Origin of the sequence: Thioalkalivibrio sp. ARh3 (assembly GCF_000377265.1) — a bacterium.
Classification (GTDB): domain Bacteria; phylum Pseudomonadota; class Gammaproteobacteria; order Ectothiorhodospirales; family Ectothiorhodospiraceae; genus Thioalkalivibrio; species Thioalkalivibrio thiocyanoxidans.
Genome location: NZ_KB897947.1, coordinates 756,568 through 774,340, shown reverse-complemented (window position 1 = coordinate 774,340; position 17,773 = coordinate 756,568). Strand labels below are relative to the sequence as shown.

17 protein-coding genes are annotated in these 17,773 nt (G+C 67.7%); 3 read left to right on the top strand and 14 right to left on the bottom strand.

The genetic code is table 11. From position 1 onward, the window contains the following. Window positions 1-110: 110 nt before the first annotated feature. The 9 genes from C995_RS0103660 to rpmE all read right to left on the bottom strand — a co-directional run bounded on the left by C995_RS0103660 (window position 111) and on the right by rpmE (window position 8,664). Window positions 111-2,171: a transglycosylase SLT domain-containing protein gene (locus C995_RS0103660; protein WP_018863646.1), complete on the bottom strand. Its 2,061-nt coding sequence runs from the start codon at window positions 2,169-2,171 to the stop codon at window positions 111-113. A 142-nt stretch (window positions 2,172-2,313) separates the two neighbouring features. Further along, window positions 2,314-2,856, bottom strand: coding sequence for a pseudouridine synthase (locus C995_RS0103655; protein WP_026278924.1), 543 nt, complete (start codon window positions 2,854-2,856; stop codon window positions 2,314-2,316). Further along, entirely contained in the window at window positions 2,856-3,521 is a 666-nt protein-coding gene (locus tag C995_RS0103650; RefSeq protein WP_018863644.1) for a DUF1007 family protein, read from the bottom strand. The genes C995_RS0103655 and C995_RS0103650 overlap by 1 nt, the downstream gene beginning before the upstream one ends. Further along, window positions 3,518-4,465, bottom strand: coding sequence for a 5'-3' exonuclease H3TH domain-containing protein (locus C995_RS0103645; protein WP_018863643.1), 948 nt, complete (start codon window positions 4,463-4,465; stop codon window positions 3,518-3,520). Before C995_RS0103645 ends, C995_RS0103650 begins: the two co-directional genes overlap by 4 nt. Then, entirely contained in the window at window positions 4,449-5,372 is a 924-nt protein-coding gene (mdh, locus tag C995_RS0103640; RefSeq protein WP_018138114.1) for a malate dehydrogenase, read from the bottom strand. Before mdh ends, C995_RS0103645 begins: the two co-directional genes overlap by 17 nt. A gap of 57 nt (window positions 5,373-5,429) precedes the next feature. Next, window positions 5,430-6,650 (bottom strand): malic enzyme-like NAD(P)-binding protein, encoded by a 1,221-nt coding sequence (locus C995_RS0103635; protein WP_018863642.1) that lies wholly within the window; start codon window positions 6,648-6,650, stop codon window positions 5,430-5,432. A gap of 79 nt (window positions 6,651-6,729) precedes the next feature. Next, window positions 6,730-7,587 (bottom strand): M48 family metallopeptidase, encoded by an 858-nt coding sequence (locus C995_RS0103630; protein ID WP_018863641.1) that lies wholly within the window; start codon window positions 7,585-7,587, stop codon window positions 6,730-6,732. Continuing rightward, window positions 7,584-8,360: a thermonuclease family protein gene (locus tag C995_RS0103625; RefSeq protein ID WP_018863640.1), complete on the bottom strand. Its 777-nt coding sequence runs from the start codon at window positions 8,358-8,360 to the stop codon at window positions 7,584-7,586. The genes C995_RS0103630 and C995_RS0103625 overlap by 4 nt, the downstream gene beginning before the upstream one ends. 100 nt (window positions 8,361-8,460) lie before the next feature. Further along, complete coding sequence (gene rpmE / locus C995_RS0103620; RefSeq protein ID WP_018138118.1) at window positions 8,461-8,664, bottom strand: 50S ribosomal protein L31; 204 nt, start codon at window positions 8,662-8,664, stop codon at window positions 8,461-8,463. Between the two features lie 337 nt (window positions 8,665-9,001). Here rpmE and rimO point away from each other — a divergent pair, with 337 nt between their 5' ends. Genes rimO through bioD form a run of 3 tightly spaced genes read left to right on the top strand, consistent with a single transcriptional unit; the run spans window position 9,002 to window position 12,000 of the window. Beyond that, window positions 9,002-10,363 (top strand): 30S ribosomal protein S12 methylthiotransferase RimO, encoded by a 1,362-nt coding sequence (gene rimO / locus C995_RS0103615; protein ID WP_018863639.1) that lies wholly within the window; start codon window positions 9,002-9,004, stop codon window positions 10,361-10,363. Window positions 10,364-10,390: 27 nt separating this feature from the next. Continuing rightward, the gene (locus C995_RS0103610; protein WP_018863638.1) at window positions 10,391-11,287 is read left to right on the top strand and encodes a phosphoribosylaminoimidazolesuccinocarboxamide synthase; all 897 of its coding nucleotides are present in this window, start codon (window positions 10,391-10,393) and stop codon (window positions 11,285-11,287) included. Then, entirely contained in the window at window positions 11,284-12,000 is a 717-nt protein-coding gene (gene bioD / locus C995_RS0103605) for a dethiobiotin synthase (RefSeq protein ID WP_018863637.1), read from the top strand. Before C995_RS0103610 ends, bioD begins: the two co-directional genes overlap by 4 nt. On the opposite strand, the gene C995_RS0103600 is transcribed toward bioD, so the two are convergent. From C995_RS0103600 to gap, 5 genes are all read right to left on the bottom strand, one after another. Next, window positions 11,928-12,731 (bottom strand): lipid-binding SYLF domain-containing protein, encoded by an 804-nt coding sequence (locus tag C995_RS0103600; protein WP_018863636.1) that lies wholly within the window; start codon window positions 12,729-12,731, stop codon window positions 11,928-11,930. The genes bioD and C995_RS0103600 overlap by 73 nt on opposite strands. Window positions 12,732-12,820: 89 nt before the next feature. Next, window positions 12,821-13,885: a class II fructose-bisphosphate aldolase gene (fba, locus tag C995_RS0103595; RefSeq protein ID WP_018863635.1), complete on the bottom strand. Its 1,065-nt coding sequence runs from the start codon at window positions 13,883-13,885 to the stop codon at window positions 12,821-12,823. Window positions 13,886-13,954: 69 nt separating this feature from the next. Then, the gene (gene pyk / locus C995_RS0103590) at window positions 13,955-15,385 is read right to left on the bottom strand and encodes a pyruvate kinase (protein WP_018863634.1); all 1,431 of its coding nucleotides are present in this window, start codon (window positions 15,383-15,385) and stop codon (window positions 13,955-13,957) included. A 37-nt stretch (window positions 15,386-15,422) separates the two neighbouring features. Then, window positions 15,423-16,601 carry a phosphoglycerate kinase gene (locus C995_RS0103585; protein WP_018863633.1) on the bottom strand — a complete coding sequence of 393 codons (1,179 nt, stop codon included), beginning with the start codon at window positions 16,599-16,601 and terminating at the stop codon, window positions 15,423-15,425. 129 nt (window positions 16,602-16,730) lie between these two features. After that, the gene (gene gap / locus C995_RS0103580) at window positions 16,731-17,729 is read right to left on the bottom strand and encodes a type I glyceraldehyde-3-phosphate dehydrogenase (protein WP_018862624.1); all 999 of its coding nucleotides are present in this window, start codon (window positions 17,727-17,729) and stop codon (window positions 16,731-16,733) included. Window positions 17,730-17,773: the final 44 nt, after the last annotated feature.

Below are 17,773 nucleotides of genomic sequence, written 5' to 3'. Positions count from 1 at the left end.
CCTCGCGGCGCGCTGGCGAGACAGCGCATGGCAGGCGGCCAGCCGAAGCCACCGTAAACACCGAAGGGCGAACCAGGCCCAGCCTCAGCGTGTGAAGATGCCCCAGCCCGTCAGCAGGCGTTTTCGGTGTAACCGGGCGCGTCGCAGAAGGCGCGGCCGAGCGCGAGGTCCTCGCGCATGTTGCGCAGTGCCCGGAGGTGATCCTCGCGGCTCGCCGCGAGCTTGGATTCCGGCGTCACCGGGAACAGCACCTGCGACAGCGACGGCGGGTCCTGCCCCAGACGCACCGCATAGACGATCTGGTAGGCATACACCCGGCGCACGTAATCGCGCGTCTCCGAGAACGGGATCAGCTCGGCCCAGATATCGGCGTCCATCTCGCCGTCGTCCGGCAGCCAGGAGCGCACGCGATGCGCCCCGGCGTTGTAGGCCGCCGTGGACAGCAGGCTGTGCCCGCCAAAGCGGTCCAGGTTACGCCGCAGGTAATAGGTACCCAGCTTCGCATTGGTCGCCGGGTCGAGGATGTCCCAATCGGAGTTGACCCGGACCCCGGCGCTGGAGGCGATCGAGCGCCCGGTCGCCGGCATGACCTGCATCACCCCCAACGCACCGGCCCCGGAGCGCACGTCATGCAGAAAGGCGCTCTCCTGGCGGGCAATCGCCATCGCCCAGGCCGGGTCGATGCCCTGTTTCTCCGCGCCCGGGACGATCACGGAATCGAAGGCCAGCGGGAAGCGCAGCTCGATATCGTCCCAATTGCGGGCCCGCGCAATGGTAAAGATCGCGCGGTCGTACCAGTTCCAGTCGGCAAACTCGGCGGCCGCGGCCTCGAGCTCGGGCGGCTCCATGTTGGCCACCGTGCGGGTCCACTCACGGCGCGCTTCGGCATAGCGATCCAGCGCCACCAGTTCGCGCATGCGCTGCATGGATGGGCGGTCCATGATGGATTCGCGCGCGTCGTTGGCCAGCTGCAGGGGCTGGTGCCCGATCCGGTAGGGCTGACCCAGACGGTCGGCGGCCAGGAACCCGTGGAAGTTGCGCTCGCGCGCCGCCCGCTCGTAGAAGAAGCGCGCCTCGTCGGCATCGTCCAGCTGCTCCAGCGCCCGCGCGTACCAGTACTGCCAGGCGGTCTCTTCGCGGGCATCTCGGCTCATGGACCGGATCGCGCTTTTGACCGTCTCCCAGTCGCGGCCATGGAGGGCAGCACGCACCTGCCACTGGCGGAGCTGGTCGTCGAAGACCTCCGCGTCCAGCCCCTCCATGAACTCCAGCGTCTCGGAGCGGAAACGCAGAGCGAGGCGCAGCGCGAGCGCATGTTCGATCTCGCGGGCGGTCTCGGCCGGGAAGCCCAGACGTTTGCCGCGTTCCTCCCAGCCCTTCAGTGCCGCATCCAGGTCCTGCGGAATCCAGCGCTTGAACGCCTGCTCCAGCATCGCTTCGGCCGAGCGGTGATCGTCCGCGCGGAAGTCGACCTCGACCACCCGCGCCGGGCGCGACTCGAGCTCCAGCCAGCGCTCCGCCCAGTCGCGATCGGCGCTCGCCAGGTAGCGACGCAGGTAGCGGGCGAGCCCGGTCTGGCGCGCCTGCATCGCCAGGGCAAAACGCTCCCAGGCGAGCTCGTCGGTCAGCCCGCCGGCCTCGCGCCAGGCCTTGAGCGCCGGATCACAGGCACTGGGACGGGACTGGCCGTGCAGCCAGATGGAGTCCATGTCCTCGATCGCCGCGGAGGTGTCACCGGTCTCGATCAGTGCCTTGCGCCGCTGGCAATCCTGCGTCACGGAGAGATCGCGCCCGTCGTCGGCGAAGTCGAGATACCGCGACCAGGCCTCTTCGCGGGCCAGATAGGAGAGGTAATTGCTGCGCAGCTGGCCGGCCAGCGGGGTGTCGTCGTGCTCCTCAATAAAGGCGCGCACCGCATCGGGGTCCGCGCGGCCCAGGTCGCGCGCCAGTTCGCGATGATCCAGATAGGGCGTCAGCGGATAGCCCTCGAGCGTGCTGCGGGCATTGCGATAGGCCGTCATGTCGCCACGGCTCAGGGCGCGTTCGGCATGCAGGAACAGGCTGCGTTCGAAGACCATCCCGGTCGGGGCCGGGTTAGCCGCCGGGGCGCCGGCGGCGAAGGCCATGACCAGACCGGTCAGACCCGTGGTGAGTATCCTGGGCAGGCGCATCGGGTTGCGTTCTCGCTTGTCTGATCCGTTCATATTCCGCACGACCTGTGGCGGGCGCAATGGTTTTGTGGTGATTTCGCACCGTACCGGCCGCATTCCCAGATAATCCCCGGGTCCGCCGACAGGCCACCGGCAGTCGGCATCACCCGCGTTCGATCACGGAAAAGGCGCCGCGTTCCAGGCCGTCCAGGGTCCAGGAGGCCACCCGGTAGCGCACCAGGCGCAGGGTCGGATACCCCACCGCGGCGGTCATGCGCCGCACCTGGCGGTTGCGGCCCTCGTGCAGGGTCAGCGCGAGCCAGGTGGTCGGGACGGACTTGCGAAAGCGTACAGGCGGATCGCGCTCCGGCAGGTCGGGCGGGGCCATGCGCTCGACCTTCGCCGGCTGCGTGCGGCCGTCCTTCAGCTCCACCCCGGTGCGCAGGGCCTCCAGCGCGGCGTCATCGGGCTCGCCCTCCACCTGTACCCAGTAGGTCTTGCTGGTCTTGTGGCGCGGCTGGGTCAGCCGCGCATTCAGGCGCCCGTCGTCGGTCAGCACCATCAGCCCCTCGCTGTCGCGATCCAGGCGCCCGGCCGGGTAGACCCCGGGGATGTCGATGTAATCCGCCAGCGTGGGGCGCCCTTCCGGGTCGGTGAACTGCGGCAGCACACCCCAAGGCTTGTGGAACAAAACGATTCGGTGCATCAATCGCAGCGCACGGTCACGCGCTCGGCGAAATGGCGGCCCAGGTCGTAGTCCACGGTGGCGCCGTAATCGAGCATCATGGCCTTGGCGACGAGCTGAGGATCCGGGCGGGGGCGCTCCAGCTCCGCGCTGCAGCCCGCGGCCGCGAGCCCGTCGGCCTCGACGATGCGCGTACCGGCCGGCTCCTCGTGCAGAAGCTCGATGAAATAGGTCGGGTCGTAGACCTTGTACGTCAGGGTCTCGGAACCCACATCGACTGGCTCGTCCAGCGCCAGTCGGAAACGGAAGAACAGCAGCCCCTCTTCCATGCGCATCGAGGGATCGGGCTCGGCAGCGACGCCCATCTCGCGCCCGCCGGCCTCGACATGGCTGTACCACTCGTATTCCTCGAGGTTGCCGAGGATCTCGCGGGCCAGCGCCTGCAGCTTCTCCTCTTCGGTCGCGCCCTCCTGATGCGCCAGGGCATCCTCGTAGAGGTACTGCCCGTAGGTCGGGTCGAAGCGCCAGCGGTGCAGCATGTGGGTGATGCGCCCCTCGCCATCGCGCTCCAGCGTGATCTCCAGGTCGATCCAGGCATGCGGATGCGCCTGTACCGGCGCACTGATCAGCAGCAGCCACACCAGGCCCGCGGCAAGGATGGCGTAGAGAAGGGAACGTGGGCTCATGCAATCTCCGGGGTCGTGGACCGCCAGGCACCGGCGGCCGCCAGCAGGCGACCATGATAATCGCGCGCCACCCCGAGTTCCGCGAGCCAGCGCGCGGCATCGGGTTTCGGTCCGGTGGGGTGCAGGGCCTCGAGCCCCGGCAGGTCGGGGATGCGGTCCGCCAGCCCGGTCAGGCGGCGCGACAGGCGCAGCCGGTCCGACTGCTCGGCAATGCGCGCGGCCACGACATCAGCGCGGCGGATATTGCAACGCGCCACGGCCTGCGGTTCGGCCAGCACTGTGTCCAGATCGCCCAGGCGGCGCAGGATCCGCGCCGCGGTCCTGGGGCCCACGCCCTCGATACCCGGGATGTTGTCGCTGGCATCGCCCGCCAGGGCGAGCATGTCCGCAACCTGTTCCGGACGGATGCGAAAGCGCTTCTCGATCGCACGGCGATCCAGCGCGGTCCCGCGCTCCGGATCATGCATCCGGTCCTGGTCACCGAGGATGACCTGGGTCAGGTCCTTGTCCGCGCTCTTGACCTCGATGCGACAGCCCGCGGCCCGGCCGACACGCGCCAGGCTGGCGATCAGGTCGTCGGCCTCGTACTCGGGATGGGCCAGGGTCCGGAAGCCGAGTTGACCAAGCAGCTCCCGGATACGCGCGAACTGCTCGCGCAGCTCCGGTGGCGCCGGCGGGCGGTGGGCCTTGTAGGTGGGGTCGAGCCGGTGGCGAAAGCCCCGGCGCAGGCTCTCGTCGAAACAAAAGGCGATCGGACCCGGGGCGCAGGCGGGCAGCCACTGGCAGAGCGAATGCACCAGCCCGTGCACGGCCCCTCCCGGCCGCCCGAGCGGATCCAGGTCCAGGCCGCGCGCGAACCAGGCACGAAAGACAAAGATGCTGGAGTCGACCAGCGTCAGGGTCGGGCACGGCAGCCCCGGGCGCGACTCAGTGCAGGCGCTCAAGGTCCTTGCGCACCCCGGCGATGGACTGGTCGAAGGCCGCGCGTTCATCCGCGTCCAGTTCCAGCTCGATCACCCGTTCCATGCCGCCCTGGCCAAGGATGCAGGGCACACCCATGGCCACATCGCGTTCCCCGTACTCACCCTCCAGCAGGGCCACGGTCGGCAGCACGCGCCGGCGATCCACGGCGATCGCCTCGACCATCTCGGCGATGGCCGCTGCGGGCGCGCCATAGGCGCTGGAGGTCTGTTTCAGGGCAAGGATCTCGGCACCCCCGTGGCGGGTACGCTCGACGATGTTGTCGAGCGTCGCCTGGTCCATGAAGTGGTGCAGCGGCACGCCGTTGACACTGGAATAGCGCAACAGCGGCACCATCGCATCGCCATGACCACCCAGGACCAGGGCCTGGATGTCGTGGGTGGACAGCCCCGTCTCCAGGGCGATGAAGGCCTCCATGCGCGAGGTATCCAGCACCCCGGCCTGCCCGAAGATCCGGTCGCGACTCCAGCCGGTCTTCTGCCAGGCGCGGTAGGTCAGCACGTCCACCGGGTTGGACACGACCAGGATGCGGCTCTGCGGCGCATGGACGAGGATGTCCTGCAGGATCTGGTCGAGGATCTCGACGTTCTTGTCCAGGACATCGGAGCGCGACATGCCCGGCTTGCGCGGCAGCCCGGCCGTGACGATCACCAGTTCCGCGCCAGCGATCACCGAGGGTTCGTGACTACCGACCAGGCGCGTATCGAAGCGCAGCAGGGGTGCGGTCTCCTGGATGTCCAGCGCCGCACCGGCCGCCGCCCCCTCGCGCACGTCCAGCAACGCGATCTCGCGGGCGACATCGCGCCGGGCCAGGAACTGGGCGGTGGATTCGCCGACGCGTCCGGCTCCGATGATGGCGATTTTCTGCATGCTTCCCTCGTCTGACGGAGGTGGAGTTTGGAGAAACGCTGATCAATCAGCGTTTCCTTAGCGACGCGCCACCCCGCTGTCGCGCGCGGCCTGCGCGACCGCCTGCGGCACAGTATCGATCAGGCGCGGATCGAACGGGGTCGGCAGGATGTAGTGCGGACCAAACTCGAGTGCCTCCAGGCCATAGGCGTCCAGCACGGCCTGCGGGATCGGCTCGCGGGCCAGCGCGGCCAGCGCATGCACGGCCGCGACCAGCATCTCGTCATTGATCCGGCGCGCGCGCACATCCAGCGCACCGCGGAAGATGAACGGGAAGCCCAGCACGTTGTTGACCTGGTTGGGGTAGTCCGAGCGGCCTGTCGCCATGATCAGGTCGTCGCGCGTCTCGTGCGCGAGTTCCGGACGGATCTCCGGGTCCGGGTTGGACAGCGCGAAGATCACCGGCTTCGGCGCCATGGACTTCAGCATCTCGGGTGTCAGCAGATCGGGACCCGACAGCCCGATGAAGACATCCGCACCCTCGCAGGCGTCCTCCAGCGTGCGTGCCTCGGTATCGACGGCGAAGATCTGCTTGTATTCGTTCAGGTCGTTGCGCTGGCTGTGGATCACGCCCTTGCGGTCCACCATGAACAGGTTCTTCTTGCTCGCCCCCAGGCGCAGCAGCAGTTGCATGGAGGCGATGCCGGCCGCACCGGCACCAACACAGACGATCTTCGCATCACTGAGCTTCTTGCCCTGGATCTCCAGGGCGTTCACCAGACCGGCCGCGGTAATGACCGCCGTGCCGTGCTGGTCGTCGTGGAAGACGGGGATATCCAGGCGCTCGGACAGGCGGCGCTCGATCTCGAAGCAGTGCGGCGCGGCGATATCCTCGAGGTTGATCCCGCCAAAGCCCCCGGCAATGCGGGCCACGGTGTTGATGAAGTCCTCCGGCTGCGGCGCATCCACCTCGATGTCGTAGACGTCGATATTGGCGAAGGCCTTGAACAGCACGCCCTTGCCCTCCATCACCGGCTTGGCTGCCAGCGCGCCGACATTGCCCAGTCCCAGCACCGCCGTGCCATCGGTGATCACCGCGACCAGGTTGCCCTTGCCGGTATAGCGGTAGGCCAGCTCCGGATCGGAGGCAATCGCGCGCACCGGCGCGGCCACGCCCGGCGAATACGCCAGGGAGAGATCATCCTGGGTCGCCGTGGGCTTGGTGATATGGATGGCCAGTTTCCCGGCCGGCTGCTGTTCGTGGTAATCCAGCGCGCGCTGGGTGAAATCGTTGGACATGGAGTTGCGGGGCCTTTCAAGCAGTGACTGTCAGAATGCAGCGGGGTTACGGGGCCGATCCAGCCGCCCGCGTAACCCGTCAGTTGACCGGGTGGGTTGGGACCGAGGAGCCCCGGGCCTGTTCGTACAGCGGCCGGAACTCGTCGGCCATGCGGGTCAGGTCGCGCTGACGCGACTCGGGCGCCGGGTGCGTGCTCAGAAACACCGGATGGCGTCCGTTGGCCTGCTCCGCCATCTTGCGCCACAGGCTCGCGGCTGCGTCCGGATCATAACCGGCCCGCGCCGCCAGTTCGATCCCGATGCGGTCGGCCTCCGCCTCCATCCGGCGGCTGTGCGGCAGCTGCACCGCGAGCGCGGCCCCCAGGGCGGCGCCGGTCAGCGCCACGGGCGAGCGGTCACCCGTCATCGCGTAGCCCGCCACCGCGAGATTGCTGGCCAGGGCCACCGACATCTTCTCGGCCGTGTGCGCGGACAGTGCATGCGCGATCTCGTGGCCGATGATCTGCGCCAGCTCGTCGTCGGTCAGCTCCAGCTGCTCGATGATGCCGGAGTAGATCGCCATCTTGCCACCGGCCATGGCGAAGGCGTTGACCGTGTCCGGTGCCTCGATCACCCGAATCTCCCACTCCCAGTCGGCGGTCTCGGGGCGATACTTGACCGCCTGTGCCACCACGCGCTCGGTAATCTGCTGCACGCGCGCGGTCATCTCGGGGTCGGCATCCACCCGCCCCTCCTCGCGCGCCGGGGCGAGCATCTCCACATAGGCGGTACGCGAGGCGTCGATCGCCTGATTCTCGGAGACCAGCATCAGCTGCGAGCGCCCGGTGACCGGGTTGGTGGTGCACCCCGGCAGCGCGACGGCCAGGCCCGCGCCGATCAGCAGCGTCAGGGCCAGCGCCGCCCAGCGACGGGGAAACAGGCGGGACAGGGCGTTCATGGATCGATCACCTCGAGATCAAGGGGGTGGCGGATACGCATCCGCCCTCGCTCCCTCCAAGGATACACTGCACCGCGGGCGACCACGGTGTTTCCCAGCAGTGAGCGTGGTTCCAGATCCTCGAAAAACTCACGATCATCCCCGGAGATCAGCAGGTCCACCGGGCCGTCCAGCACCAGGACCCAGTGCGGCTCGCGCACCCGCACGTCGATCACGTCGCCCTGGACCCGCAGCCGGCCCTGCGAGCGCTCGCGCGGGGGGGCCAGCCAGCCAACCGGGAAGGCCGCTGGCCGCTCCAGCCAGAGCCCACGCGATTCCTCGCGCGCCGCGGCCTCGGCCCCGTAGTAGCACTCGTCCAGGGGTCCCGGTTCCGGCCCCGGACGCGGCATCGCCAGGCCCTGCCCGATCAGGCTGGCCGCCAGGAGCGGACCGTCGTCGATCCAGGCATGCATGCGCAGATGCCCGTAGACGTCGCGGGCCGGACGCCCCGGCAACAGCACCAGGCGGTGCTCGGCGCTGCGCAGGTGCTCCGTCAACGCGCCATGCAGGTCCAGCCCGAAGCCGACCGGCAGCAGGTGTGGCGCCACCGACGGGCGCGCAGCCGCCGGCGCCAGCCCCAGCAGGCGGATGTGTCGCCCGTCTTCCAGCTCCAGGGCATCCGGCGCCCAGACGCGCTCGACCGTCACGCGCTGCAGATCGCGGGAGTCGTGGTCCTCCAGCGCACACTGCGCCGCTGCCCCCGGGGCGAACAGCCACACCGACAGCGCGACCAAACAAGCGAGGGCGCCCCGCAGGACGCCCTCGTTGAGTGGCGCGAGCATCCACTGGACGCCCCGCCAGAACCCGCCTCGCGCCATCAGGCGCGAACGCACTTTAGAATGCGAAGCGGCGGTTGAACTTGTCGACCTGACCGGCGGTGTCAACGATCTTCTGCTTGCCGGTGTAGAACGGATGGCACTGCGAGCACACGTCCAAATGCATCTCGTCCTTCGAGAGGGTGGAGCGGGTCTCGAACTGCGCACCGCAGCTGCAGATGACCTTGACGTTGTGGTAGTTCGGATGAATGTCGGCTTTCATGGTCGGCTCACGCGTGTTCTGGCGAAAAGTGCGATAGCATAGCCGCCTTCCCGGGGGCGTTGCAAGGTCCGCCCTGGAGGGCGAGTTGCGGGTCTCGCGGACGCAAGTCCTTGAAGACCCCGCCCCTTCGAGGGGCCCAGGGCGGCTTGTGGATAACCTTGTGGACGAATTGTCAGCGGCTGCCAACCAAGGGGCCACGGGACACACCGGAGTCGGCCCTTGATCGGCGACCGGCCTACGCAACCCGTTAAACCAAAAGAACAATCTGGGTAAAAACCAGCCCGCGCGCCCGGGTTTCGGCGCGCCTGGAGCAACCCCCAGAAGGCGATAACGCACTGTGAACAAAAGCAACACCCCGTCCCCTGACAGCGCGCAGCGCGTGGGCTTTGTCAGCCTCGGCTGCCCGAAGGCCCTGGTGGACTCCGAGCAGATCCTCACGCGCCTGCGCGCCGAGGGCTACGAGATCGCCGCCGACTACGACGGCGCGGACCTGGTCGTGGTCAATACCTGCGGCTTTATCGACGATGCGGTGGCCGAATCCCTGGACGCGATCGGCGAGGCCCTGGATGCCAACGGCCGGGTAATCGTCACCGGCTGTCTGGGCAAGGATGCCGAACGCATCCACGAGACCCACCCGGGTGTGCTCGCGGTCACCGGGCCGCATGCCTACGAGGAAGTCGTCGGCGCGGTGCACGAACACCTGCCGCCGCCGGCGACCCCGTTCGAGTCACTGGTGCCGCCGCAGGGCATCCGCCTGACCCCGCGCCACTACGCCTACCTGAAGATCTCCGAGGGCTGCAACCACCGCTGCAGCTTCTGCATCATCCCCAGCCTGCGTGGCGACCTGGTCAGCCGCCCGATCGGCGAGGTACTGGCCGAGGCGGAACGCCTGGCCGCGGCCGGCGTGCGCGAGATCCTGGTGATCTCGCAGGACACCTCGGCGTATGGCGTGGACGTGAAGTACCGCACCGGCTTCCATGGCGGGCGCCCGGTCCGCTCCGACATCGCCCGCCTGGCCGAGGCGCTGGGCCAGCTCGGCATCTGGGTGCGCCTGCACTATGTCTACCCCTACCCGCATGTGGATCGGCTGATCCCGCTGATGGGTTCGGGCGAGGACGGCGGGATCCTGCCGTATCTGGACATGCCGCTGCAGCATGGCCACCCCCGGGTACTCAAGGCGATGCGCCGCCCGGCCGCCGCCGAGCGCGTGCTGGAACGCATTGCGGGCTGGCGCGAGCAGGTCCCCGACCTGACCCTGCGCTCGACCTTTATCGTGGGCTTTCCGGGCGAGACCGAGGCCGAGTTCGAGACCCTGCTGGAGTTCCTGCGCGAGGCGCAGCTCGACCGCGTCGGGGCCTTTGCCTACTCGCCGGTGGAGGGCGCGGCGGCCAACGACCTGCCGGACCCGGTGCCGGAGGCCGTGCGCGAGGAGCGCCTGGCGCGCTTCATGGACGTGCAGGCCCGGATCAGCGCCGAGCGTCTGCGCCGCCGGATCGGCAGCCAGCCGGTGGTGCTGGTCGACGAGGTGCACGCGGACGGGACCGTGATTGCCCGCTCGGCCGCGGAAGCCCCGGAGATCGACGGCGTGATTCGCGTGGCCGGGGTCGACCCGGAGTCGGTGGATATCGGGGACTTCATCGAGGTCGCGATCACCGACACCGACGAGCACGACCTGATCGCCGAACTGCCAGACGACTGACCACAAGCCGACCGAACGGAAGCACTGATGAGCGACGCCCTGCTGGAAAGCCAAATCCCCGATCTCGAACTGGTCCATCGCGGCAAGGTGCGCGACCTGTACGCGATCGATGCCGACCACTGGCTGATGGTCACCACCGACCGCCTGTCGGCCTTTGACGTGATCCTGCCCACCCCCATTCCGGGCAAGGGGCGCATGCTGACCGCGATTACCGAGTTCTGGATGCACAAGGTGGAACGCGAGCTGGGCATCCCCAACCAGCTGACCGACATCCCGCTGGAGCAGGTGGTCCCCGACCCGGCGATCCGGGCACCGTTGGAGGGCCGCAGTCTGGTGATTCGCCGGCTCGAGGCGCTGCCGGTGGAGGCCGTGGTGCGCGGCTACCTGATCGGGTCCGGCTGGAAGGACTACCAGGCCAGCGGCGCGGTCTGCGGCATCCCGCTACCCACTGGTCTGGAACTGGCCTCGAAGCTGCCGGAGGCGATCTTCACCCCCAGCACCAAGGCGGCGGTCGGCGATCATGACGCGAACATCGACTTCGCGACCGTGGTGGACACGATCGGCGAGGAACAGGCCCGACAGGTACGCGACGCCGCACTGGCGATCTACGCGATGGCGCGCGACTACGCGGCCGAGCGCGGGATCATCATCGCCGATACCAAATTCGAGTTCGGGGTGGACGCGAACGGGGCCCTGCACCTGATCGACGAAGTCCTCACGCCCGATTCCTCGCGCTTCTGGCCGGCCGATCAATATGCGCCAGGCCGCAGCCCCGAGTCCTTCGACAAGCAGTACGTGCGCGATTATCTCGAGACCCTGGACTGGGACAAGACCGCCCCCGGACCCGAGCTGCCGGCCGAGGTCGCCGACCAGACGGCCGCGCGCTACCGCGAGGCCCTGGAACGGCTGACCCGCGACGCATGAGCGACGTGCCACAGGGCCTGTTCGTTACCGGGAGCGATACCGCGGTCGGCAAGACCTTTGTCGGCTGTGCCCTGCTGGCGGCCTGGCGCGCCGAGGGCCTGTCTCCACAGCCGCGCAAGCCGGTGGAATCCGGCTGTCCGGAACGCGACGGCGTGCTGTTCCCCGAGGATGGCGCAGCGCTGACCGCAGCGGCCGGGCTTTCTGCGAGCGCCGTGGAGCAGGTGACGCCCTGGCGGTTCCCCGATGCACTGGCACCCGATCAGGCCGCTGCGCGCCAGGGTGTGCAGCTGACGGTCGCAGAACTGGCCCGGGCCTGCGAGGCACCGGGCGATGCCCCCCGGCTGGTGGAGGGCGCGGGCGGGTTCTATTCGCCGCTGTGCAGCGATGGCCTGAACGCCGATCTGGCGCAGGCGCTGGGCCTTCCGGTGCTGCTGGTCGCCGAGGACCGGCTGGGCGTTCTGAACACCTGTCTGCTGACGCTGGAGGCCCTGGAACGGCGTGGCCTGCAACTGGCCGGGATCGTGCTCAACCGGCGCCGCGCCGATGCCGACCCCCTGCTGGACAACGCGAGCGCACTGGCCCGGCACACCCCCGCGCCCATCCTCTCGCTGCCGGAGGGGATAACCCCGGAGGATGCGACTCAGAAGCTCTCGACCTGGAAGTCGTCCTGGCGGATGCCGCCTTCGCCCGGCGTGACCTCGTCCAGGGTCTGATCCGGGCGCATGTCACCGTCCCCGGCACCGGGTTCTGCGGCCTCTTCGGACTGACGGAACGAGGCCAGCAGGTCGCGCAGCTCGCGCGTCCCGGCGTGATCCACGCGGCGGCTCTCGATGATGTGCACCGGTCGCTGCGCCTCGCCGTAGTACGCCTCGTTGAAATCGTCGCGTACGGTCAGGCGCGAGCCGGAGAAGCTCATGCCCAGATAGGCCCCTCGCGCGCGCGAATAGGACAGGAAGTCCGCGGTTGGTGTGGACCCGCGCCCGGCCCCTACCGGCCCGGCGGCGACGGAGGCATCGGCCCCGAGGCGGATGGCCGAACCGAACATCGAGTCGACCGCATCCTGGGTACGCGCGACCATCACCACCTCGGCGGCGTCACCGCCGAACTGCATGCCGAAGCTCACGGACCCCATGGAGTAGAAGGCGACCGGGGAGTAGTCACCCTTGTCCTCGTCCCAGGCCAGGAACACCCCCAGGCCTCCGGAGCCGCCCACCAGGAAGGCACCACGAGCGATACGCGGGAAGATAACGACACCGCGGGCGGTGCGCAGGTCTTCCTTGAGGTGCTCGTATTCGGGGTGTGTGGCGAGACGCTCCAGCGTGACCTTCGCCCGATCGACAACGTCCTGCGGATCAACCTCGCGGCTGAACGGGTTTGCGTGGGCGGTCGCGGACAGGGCAGCCACCACCAGAACCGTCAGACAAAAGTGGATCAGTCGCGGCATTGGATGAACGCTCCGGATGGTTCGGTGGGCGACATCATCGCATAAAAAAAGGGGGCCGAAGCCCCCTTTTCCGTGCTGCGATCCGCAGATCAGTTGACCTTCGGATCCAGCTCGCCGCTCTTGTAGCGAGCGACCATGTCGTCCAGCGAGATCGGCTTGATCTTGGACGCCATGCCGGCGCAACCGAAGGCCTCGTAACGGGCCTGGCAGATGTCCTTCATGGCCGCGGTGGAGGCCTTCAGGAATTTGCGCGGGTCGAATTCCTTCGGGTTTTCCGCGAGGAACTTGCGCACCGCGCCGGTGGAGGCCATGCGCAGGTCGGTGTCGATGTTGACCTTGCGCACGCCGTGCTTGATGCCTTCCTGGATCTCTTCAACCGGCACGCCATAGGTCTCGCCCATGTCGCCGCCGTAGTTGTTGATGATCTCCAGCCACTCCTGCGGCACCGAGGAAGAACCGTGCATGACCAGATGCGTATCCGGGATGCGGTTATGAATCTCCTTGATGCGCTCGATGGCCAGGATGTCACCGGTCGGCGGACGGGTGAACTTGTAGGCGCCGTGAGACGTACCGATGGCGATCGCCAGGGCATCGCACTTGGTGTTCTTCACGAAGTCGGCGGCCTCGTCCGGGTCGGTCAGCAGCTGGTCGTGGGACAGCTTGCCCTCGGCACCGGAGCCGTCTTCCTCGCCGGCCATGCCGGTTTCCAGCGAACCCAGGCAGCCCAGCTCGCCTTCCACGGACACGCCGCAGGAGTGCGCCATCTCGGCGACCTTGGCGGTCACGTCACGGTTGTAGTCGTAGCTGGCCGGGGTCTTCATGTCGGGCATCAGCGAGCCGTCCATCATCACCGAGCTGAAGCCGGACTGGATGGAGCGCAGGCAGACCGCCGGCTCGGAACCGTGGTCCTGATGCAGCACGACCGGGATGTCCGGGTACTGCTCGATGGCGGCGATGATGTTGTGGCGCAGGAAGGGCTCGCCGGCGTACTTGCGCGCACCGGCGGAGGCCTGAATGATCACCGGGGAGTCGACCGCGGCGGCCGCTTCCATGATCGAGTGGACCTGTTCCATGTTGTTCGCGTTGTAGGCCGGCATGCCGTAGCCATGCTCGGCGGCATGGTCCAGTAGCTGGCGAAGGGAGATCAGTGCCATGGGTTCCTCCTTAACGGGATCGGACTGATGTAGTGAAAAATCTCGGGTTTGCCAGGGGGAGTCGCGCGTTCACAGCTCGTCGCCAACGCGCACGATCTTCATGGCGTTCGTTCCACCATGTTCGCCCTGCAGATCACCCTTGGTAATGATAACCAGCCCGCCATCCTGCACGACGCCCTCGGCCTGGAGCAAGTTGACCGCCTCACGGTTCACGCTCTCGTGGCTCTGGGGCATAGTGCTGATGATGACCGGATAAACCCCGCGATAAAGTGTCATGCGGCGGCTGGTGGACTCGTGCTGGGTCAGCGCGTAGATCGGAATGCCGGAACTGATACGCGACATCCACAGGGCGGTGGCGCCGGATTCGGTCAACGCGGCAATCGCCGCAACGTCCAGGTGGTTCGCGGTGTACATCGTAGCCATCGCGATGGCCTCGTCCACGCGGCCAAAGGTCGAGTCCATGCGATGGTCCGACTGGCGTGCGGCGCGCTGGCGCTCGGCAGCCTCGCAGATTCGGTGCATGCTCTCGACCACACGGTCCGGGTAGCGACCGGTCGCGGTCTCACCCGACAGCATCACCGCATCCGTCCCGTCGAGCACCGCATTGGCGACATCGAACACCTCGGCGCGCGTCGGGATCGGGTTCTGGATCATGGTCTCCATCATCTGGGTCGCTGTAATCACCAGACGATTGAGCGTACGCGCCCGCGAGATCAGGGTCTTCTGCACCCCGGGCAGCTCGGCGTCTCCGATCTCCACGCCCAGGTCTCCGCGGGCGATCATGATCACTTCGGATGCGGCGATGATCTCGTCGATCACGTCCAGGGCCTCGGAACGCTCGATCTTCGCGCAGACCCCGGCCTCCCAGCCGGCATCCTGCAGCAGGCTGCGCGCCAGGTGCAGGTCCTGTGCCGAGCGAGGGAAGGAGACCGCCAGGTAGTCCACCTGCAGCTCGGCCGCCAGGCGGATGTCTTCGCGATCCTTGTCGGTGATGGCCGGAGCGGAGAGGCCACCGCCCTGGCGGTTGATGCCCTTGTTGTTGGACAGCTCGCCCCCGACCACGACGGTCGTTTCGATCCGCCCGCCGTTGACCGCGCTCACCTTGAGCACAATACGCCCGTCGTCCAGCAAGAGGACGTCATCGGGGCGGACGTCCTGCGGCAGCTCCTTGTAGGTCAGCCCGACCTGGGTCTCATCCCCCGCATCGCGATCAAGATCCGCGTCCAGCGCGAACGGCGCGCCTTCCTGCAGCAGGACCTTGCCTTCGCGAAAGCGGTCAATACGGATCTTCGGGCCCTGGAGATCGCCAAGGACGCCGACGCAGCGGCCAACACGGCCCGCCGCGGCGCGCAGGCGCTTCAGACGGGCACGGTGGTCGTCCGGATCGCCATGGGAGAAGTTCAGACGGACGACATCCACGCCGGCCCGAATGATGGCCTCCATGGCCTCGTCGGTATCCGTGGCCGGCCCGAGGGTGGCCACGATCTTGGTACGTCTCATCCGCGTCGCTCTCCGTCAGCGGAGAGCGCGCCGGGCATCAGCCGCGGGCGCGCTCTTCCAGGATGGCGACGGCCGGCAGGGTCTTGCCTTCCAGGAACTCGAGGAAGGCACCGCCACCGGTGGAGATATAGCTGATGCGGTCGGCCAGGTTGTACTTGTCGATCGCGGCCAGGGTGTCACCACCACCGGCGATGGAGAACGCATTACTCTCGGCGATCGCCTCACCCAGGGCCTTGGTGCCGGCGGCGAACTGGTCGAACTCGAACACGCCGACCGGGCCGTTCCAGACGATGGTGCCGGCATTGCGCAGGGCCTCGGCATAGGTCGCCGCGGTCTCGGGGCCGACGTCGAAGATCATGTCGTCATCGGCCACCGCATCCACGGACTTGGTCTCGGCCGGGGTCGACTCGGAGAATTCCTTGCCCACGGTCACGTCGGTCGGCACCGGGATCTCGCCGCCCTTGGCGCGGGCGGCCTCCATCAGGCGCCTGGACTCGTCGACCAGATCGGCCTCGTACAGGGACTTGCCGACCCCGTGGCCCTGGGCGGCGATGAAGGTGTTCGCGATACCGCCGCCGACAATCAGCTGGTCCACCACATTGGACAGCGACTCCAGGACGGTCAGCTTGGTCGAAACCTTGGAGCCACCCACGATGGCCACCAGCGGACGCTTCGGGGTCTCCAGCGCCTTGCCCAGCGCCTCCAGCTCCTTGGCCAGCAGCGGGCCGGCGCAGGCCTGCGGCGCAAACTTCGCCACGCCATGGGTCGAGGCCTGCGCACGGTGGGCGGTGCCGAAGGCATCCATCACGAACACGTCGCACAGGGCCGCATACTTCTTGGCGAGCGCCTCGTCATCCTTCTTCTCGCCGGCGTTGAAGCGGACGTTTTCGAGCAGGATGACCTCACCCGGCTGGGCGTCCACACCATCGAGGTAATCCCGCACCAGGCGCACTTCGCGGCCCAGCAGGCCGGCCATGTGCTCGGCAACCGGGGCCAGGGAATCCTCCTCGGAGAACTCGCCCTCGGTCGGGCGGCCCAGGTGGGACATCAGCATCACCGCAGCACCGCCGTCCAGCGCCTTCTGCACGGTCTCGAGGCTCGCACGGATACGGGCGTCGGAGGTGACCTTGCCGCCCTTCACCGGCACGTTCAGGTCCTGGCGCACCAGTACGCGGCGGCCGTTCAGGTCGAGATCGGTCATCTTGATGACAGACATGGGAGTACCTCTCGAAATTCGTTGAAAAGGAAAAAGGCTTCGGGCTAGCCCCCGCGGGGACTGGCCCCAGGCCTCTGGACCCGGGAAGAGAAACACGGCCGGACCCCGGCTGGGCCCGGCCGTCAGGCCTTACTTGGCGACGTGCTCCACCATGCGCAGCATGTTGCAGGTGTAGCCGTACTCGTTGTCGTACCAAGCGACGACCTTGACGAAGGTCGAGTCCAGCTGGATGCCGGCACCGGCATCGAACACGGACGGGGCGGTGTAGCCACGGAAGTCGGTGGATACGACCAGCTCGTCGGTGTAGTCCAGCACGCCCTTCAGTTCGCCACCGGCCGCCTTCTTCATGGCCGCGCAGATGTCGTCGTACTTGGCTTCGCCGTTCAGTTCCACGGTCAGGTCGACCACGGAGACGTCGGAGGTCGGCACGCGGAAGGCCATGCCGGTCAGCTTGCCGTTCAGGTCCGGCAGCACCTTGCCCACGGCCTTGGCGGCACCGGTGGAGGACGGGATGATGTTCTCCAGGATGCCGCGGCCGCCGCGCCAGTCCTTCATGGACGGGCCGTCAACGGTCTTCTGGGTCGCGGTGGCGGCGTGCACGGTGGTCATCAGGCCGCGCTTGATGCCGTAGTTGTCGTGCAGGACCTTGGCCACCGGCGCCAGGGCGTTGGTGGTGCAGGAGGCGGCGGAGACCATGTTCTGGCCCGAGTAGTCGCCGTGGTTCACGCCGTAGACGAACATCGGGGTGTCGTCCTTGGACGGCGCGGACATCACGACCTTCTTGGCGCCGGCGTCCAGGTGCTTCTGGGCGGTCTCGGCGGTCAGGAACAGACCGGTGGACTCGATCACGATGTCGGCACCGATGTCGCCCCACTTCAGCGCGGCCGGGTCCTTCTCGGCGGTCAGGCGGATGCGGTTGCCGTTCACCACCAGGTGGTCGCCGTCGACGCTGATGTCGCCTTCGAAGCGGCCGTGCACGGAGTCGTAGCGCAGCATGTAGGCCAGGTACTCCGGATCCAGCAGGTCGTTGATACCGACCACCTGCAGGTTCGGGAAGTCCTTGGCGATGGCGCGGAAGGCCATGCGGCCGATACGACCGAAGCCGTTAATACCAACCTTGATCGACATGGGATGTCTCCTCTCTTACTTGCTTATGCGAAATCGATGCGGAC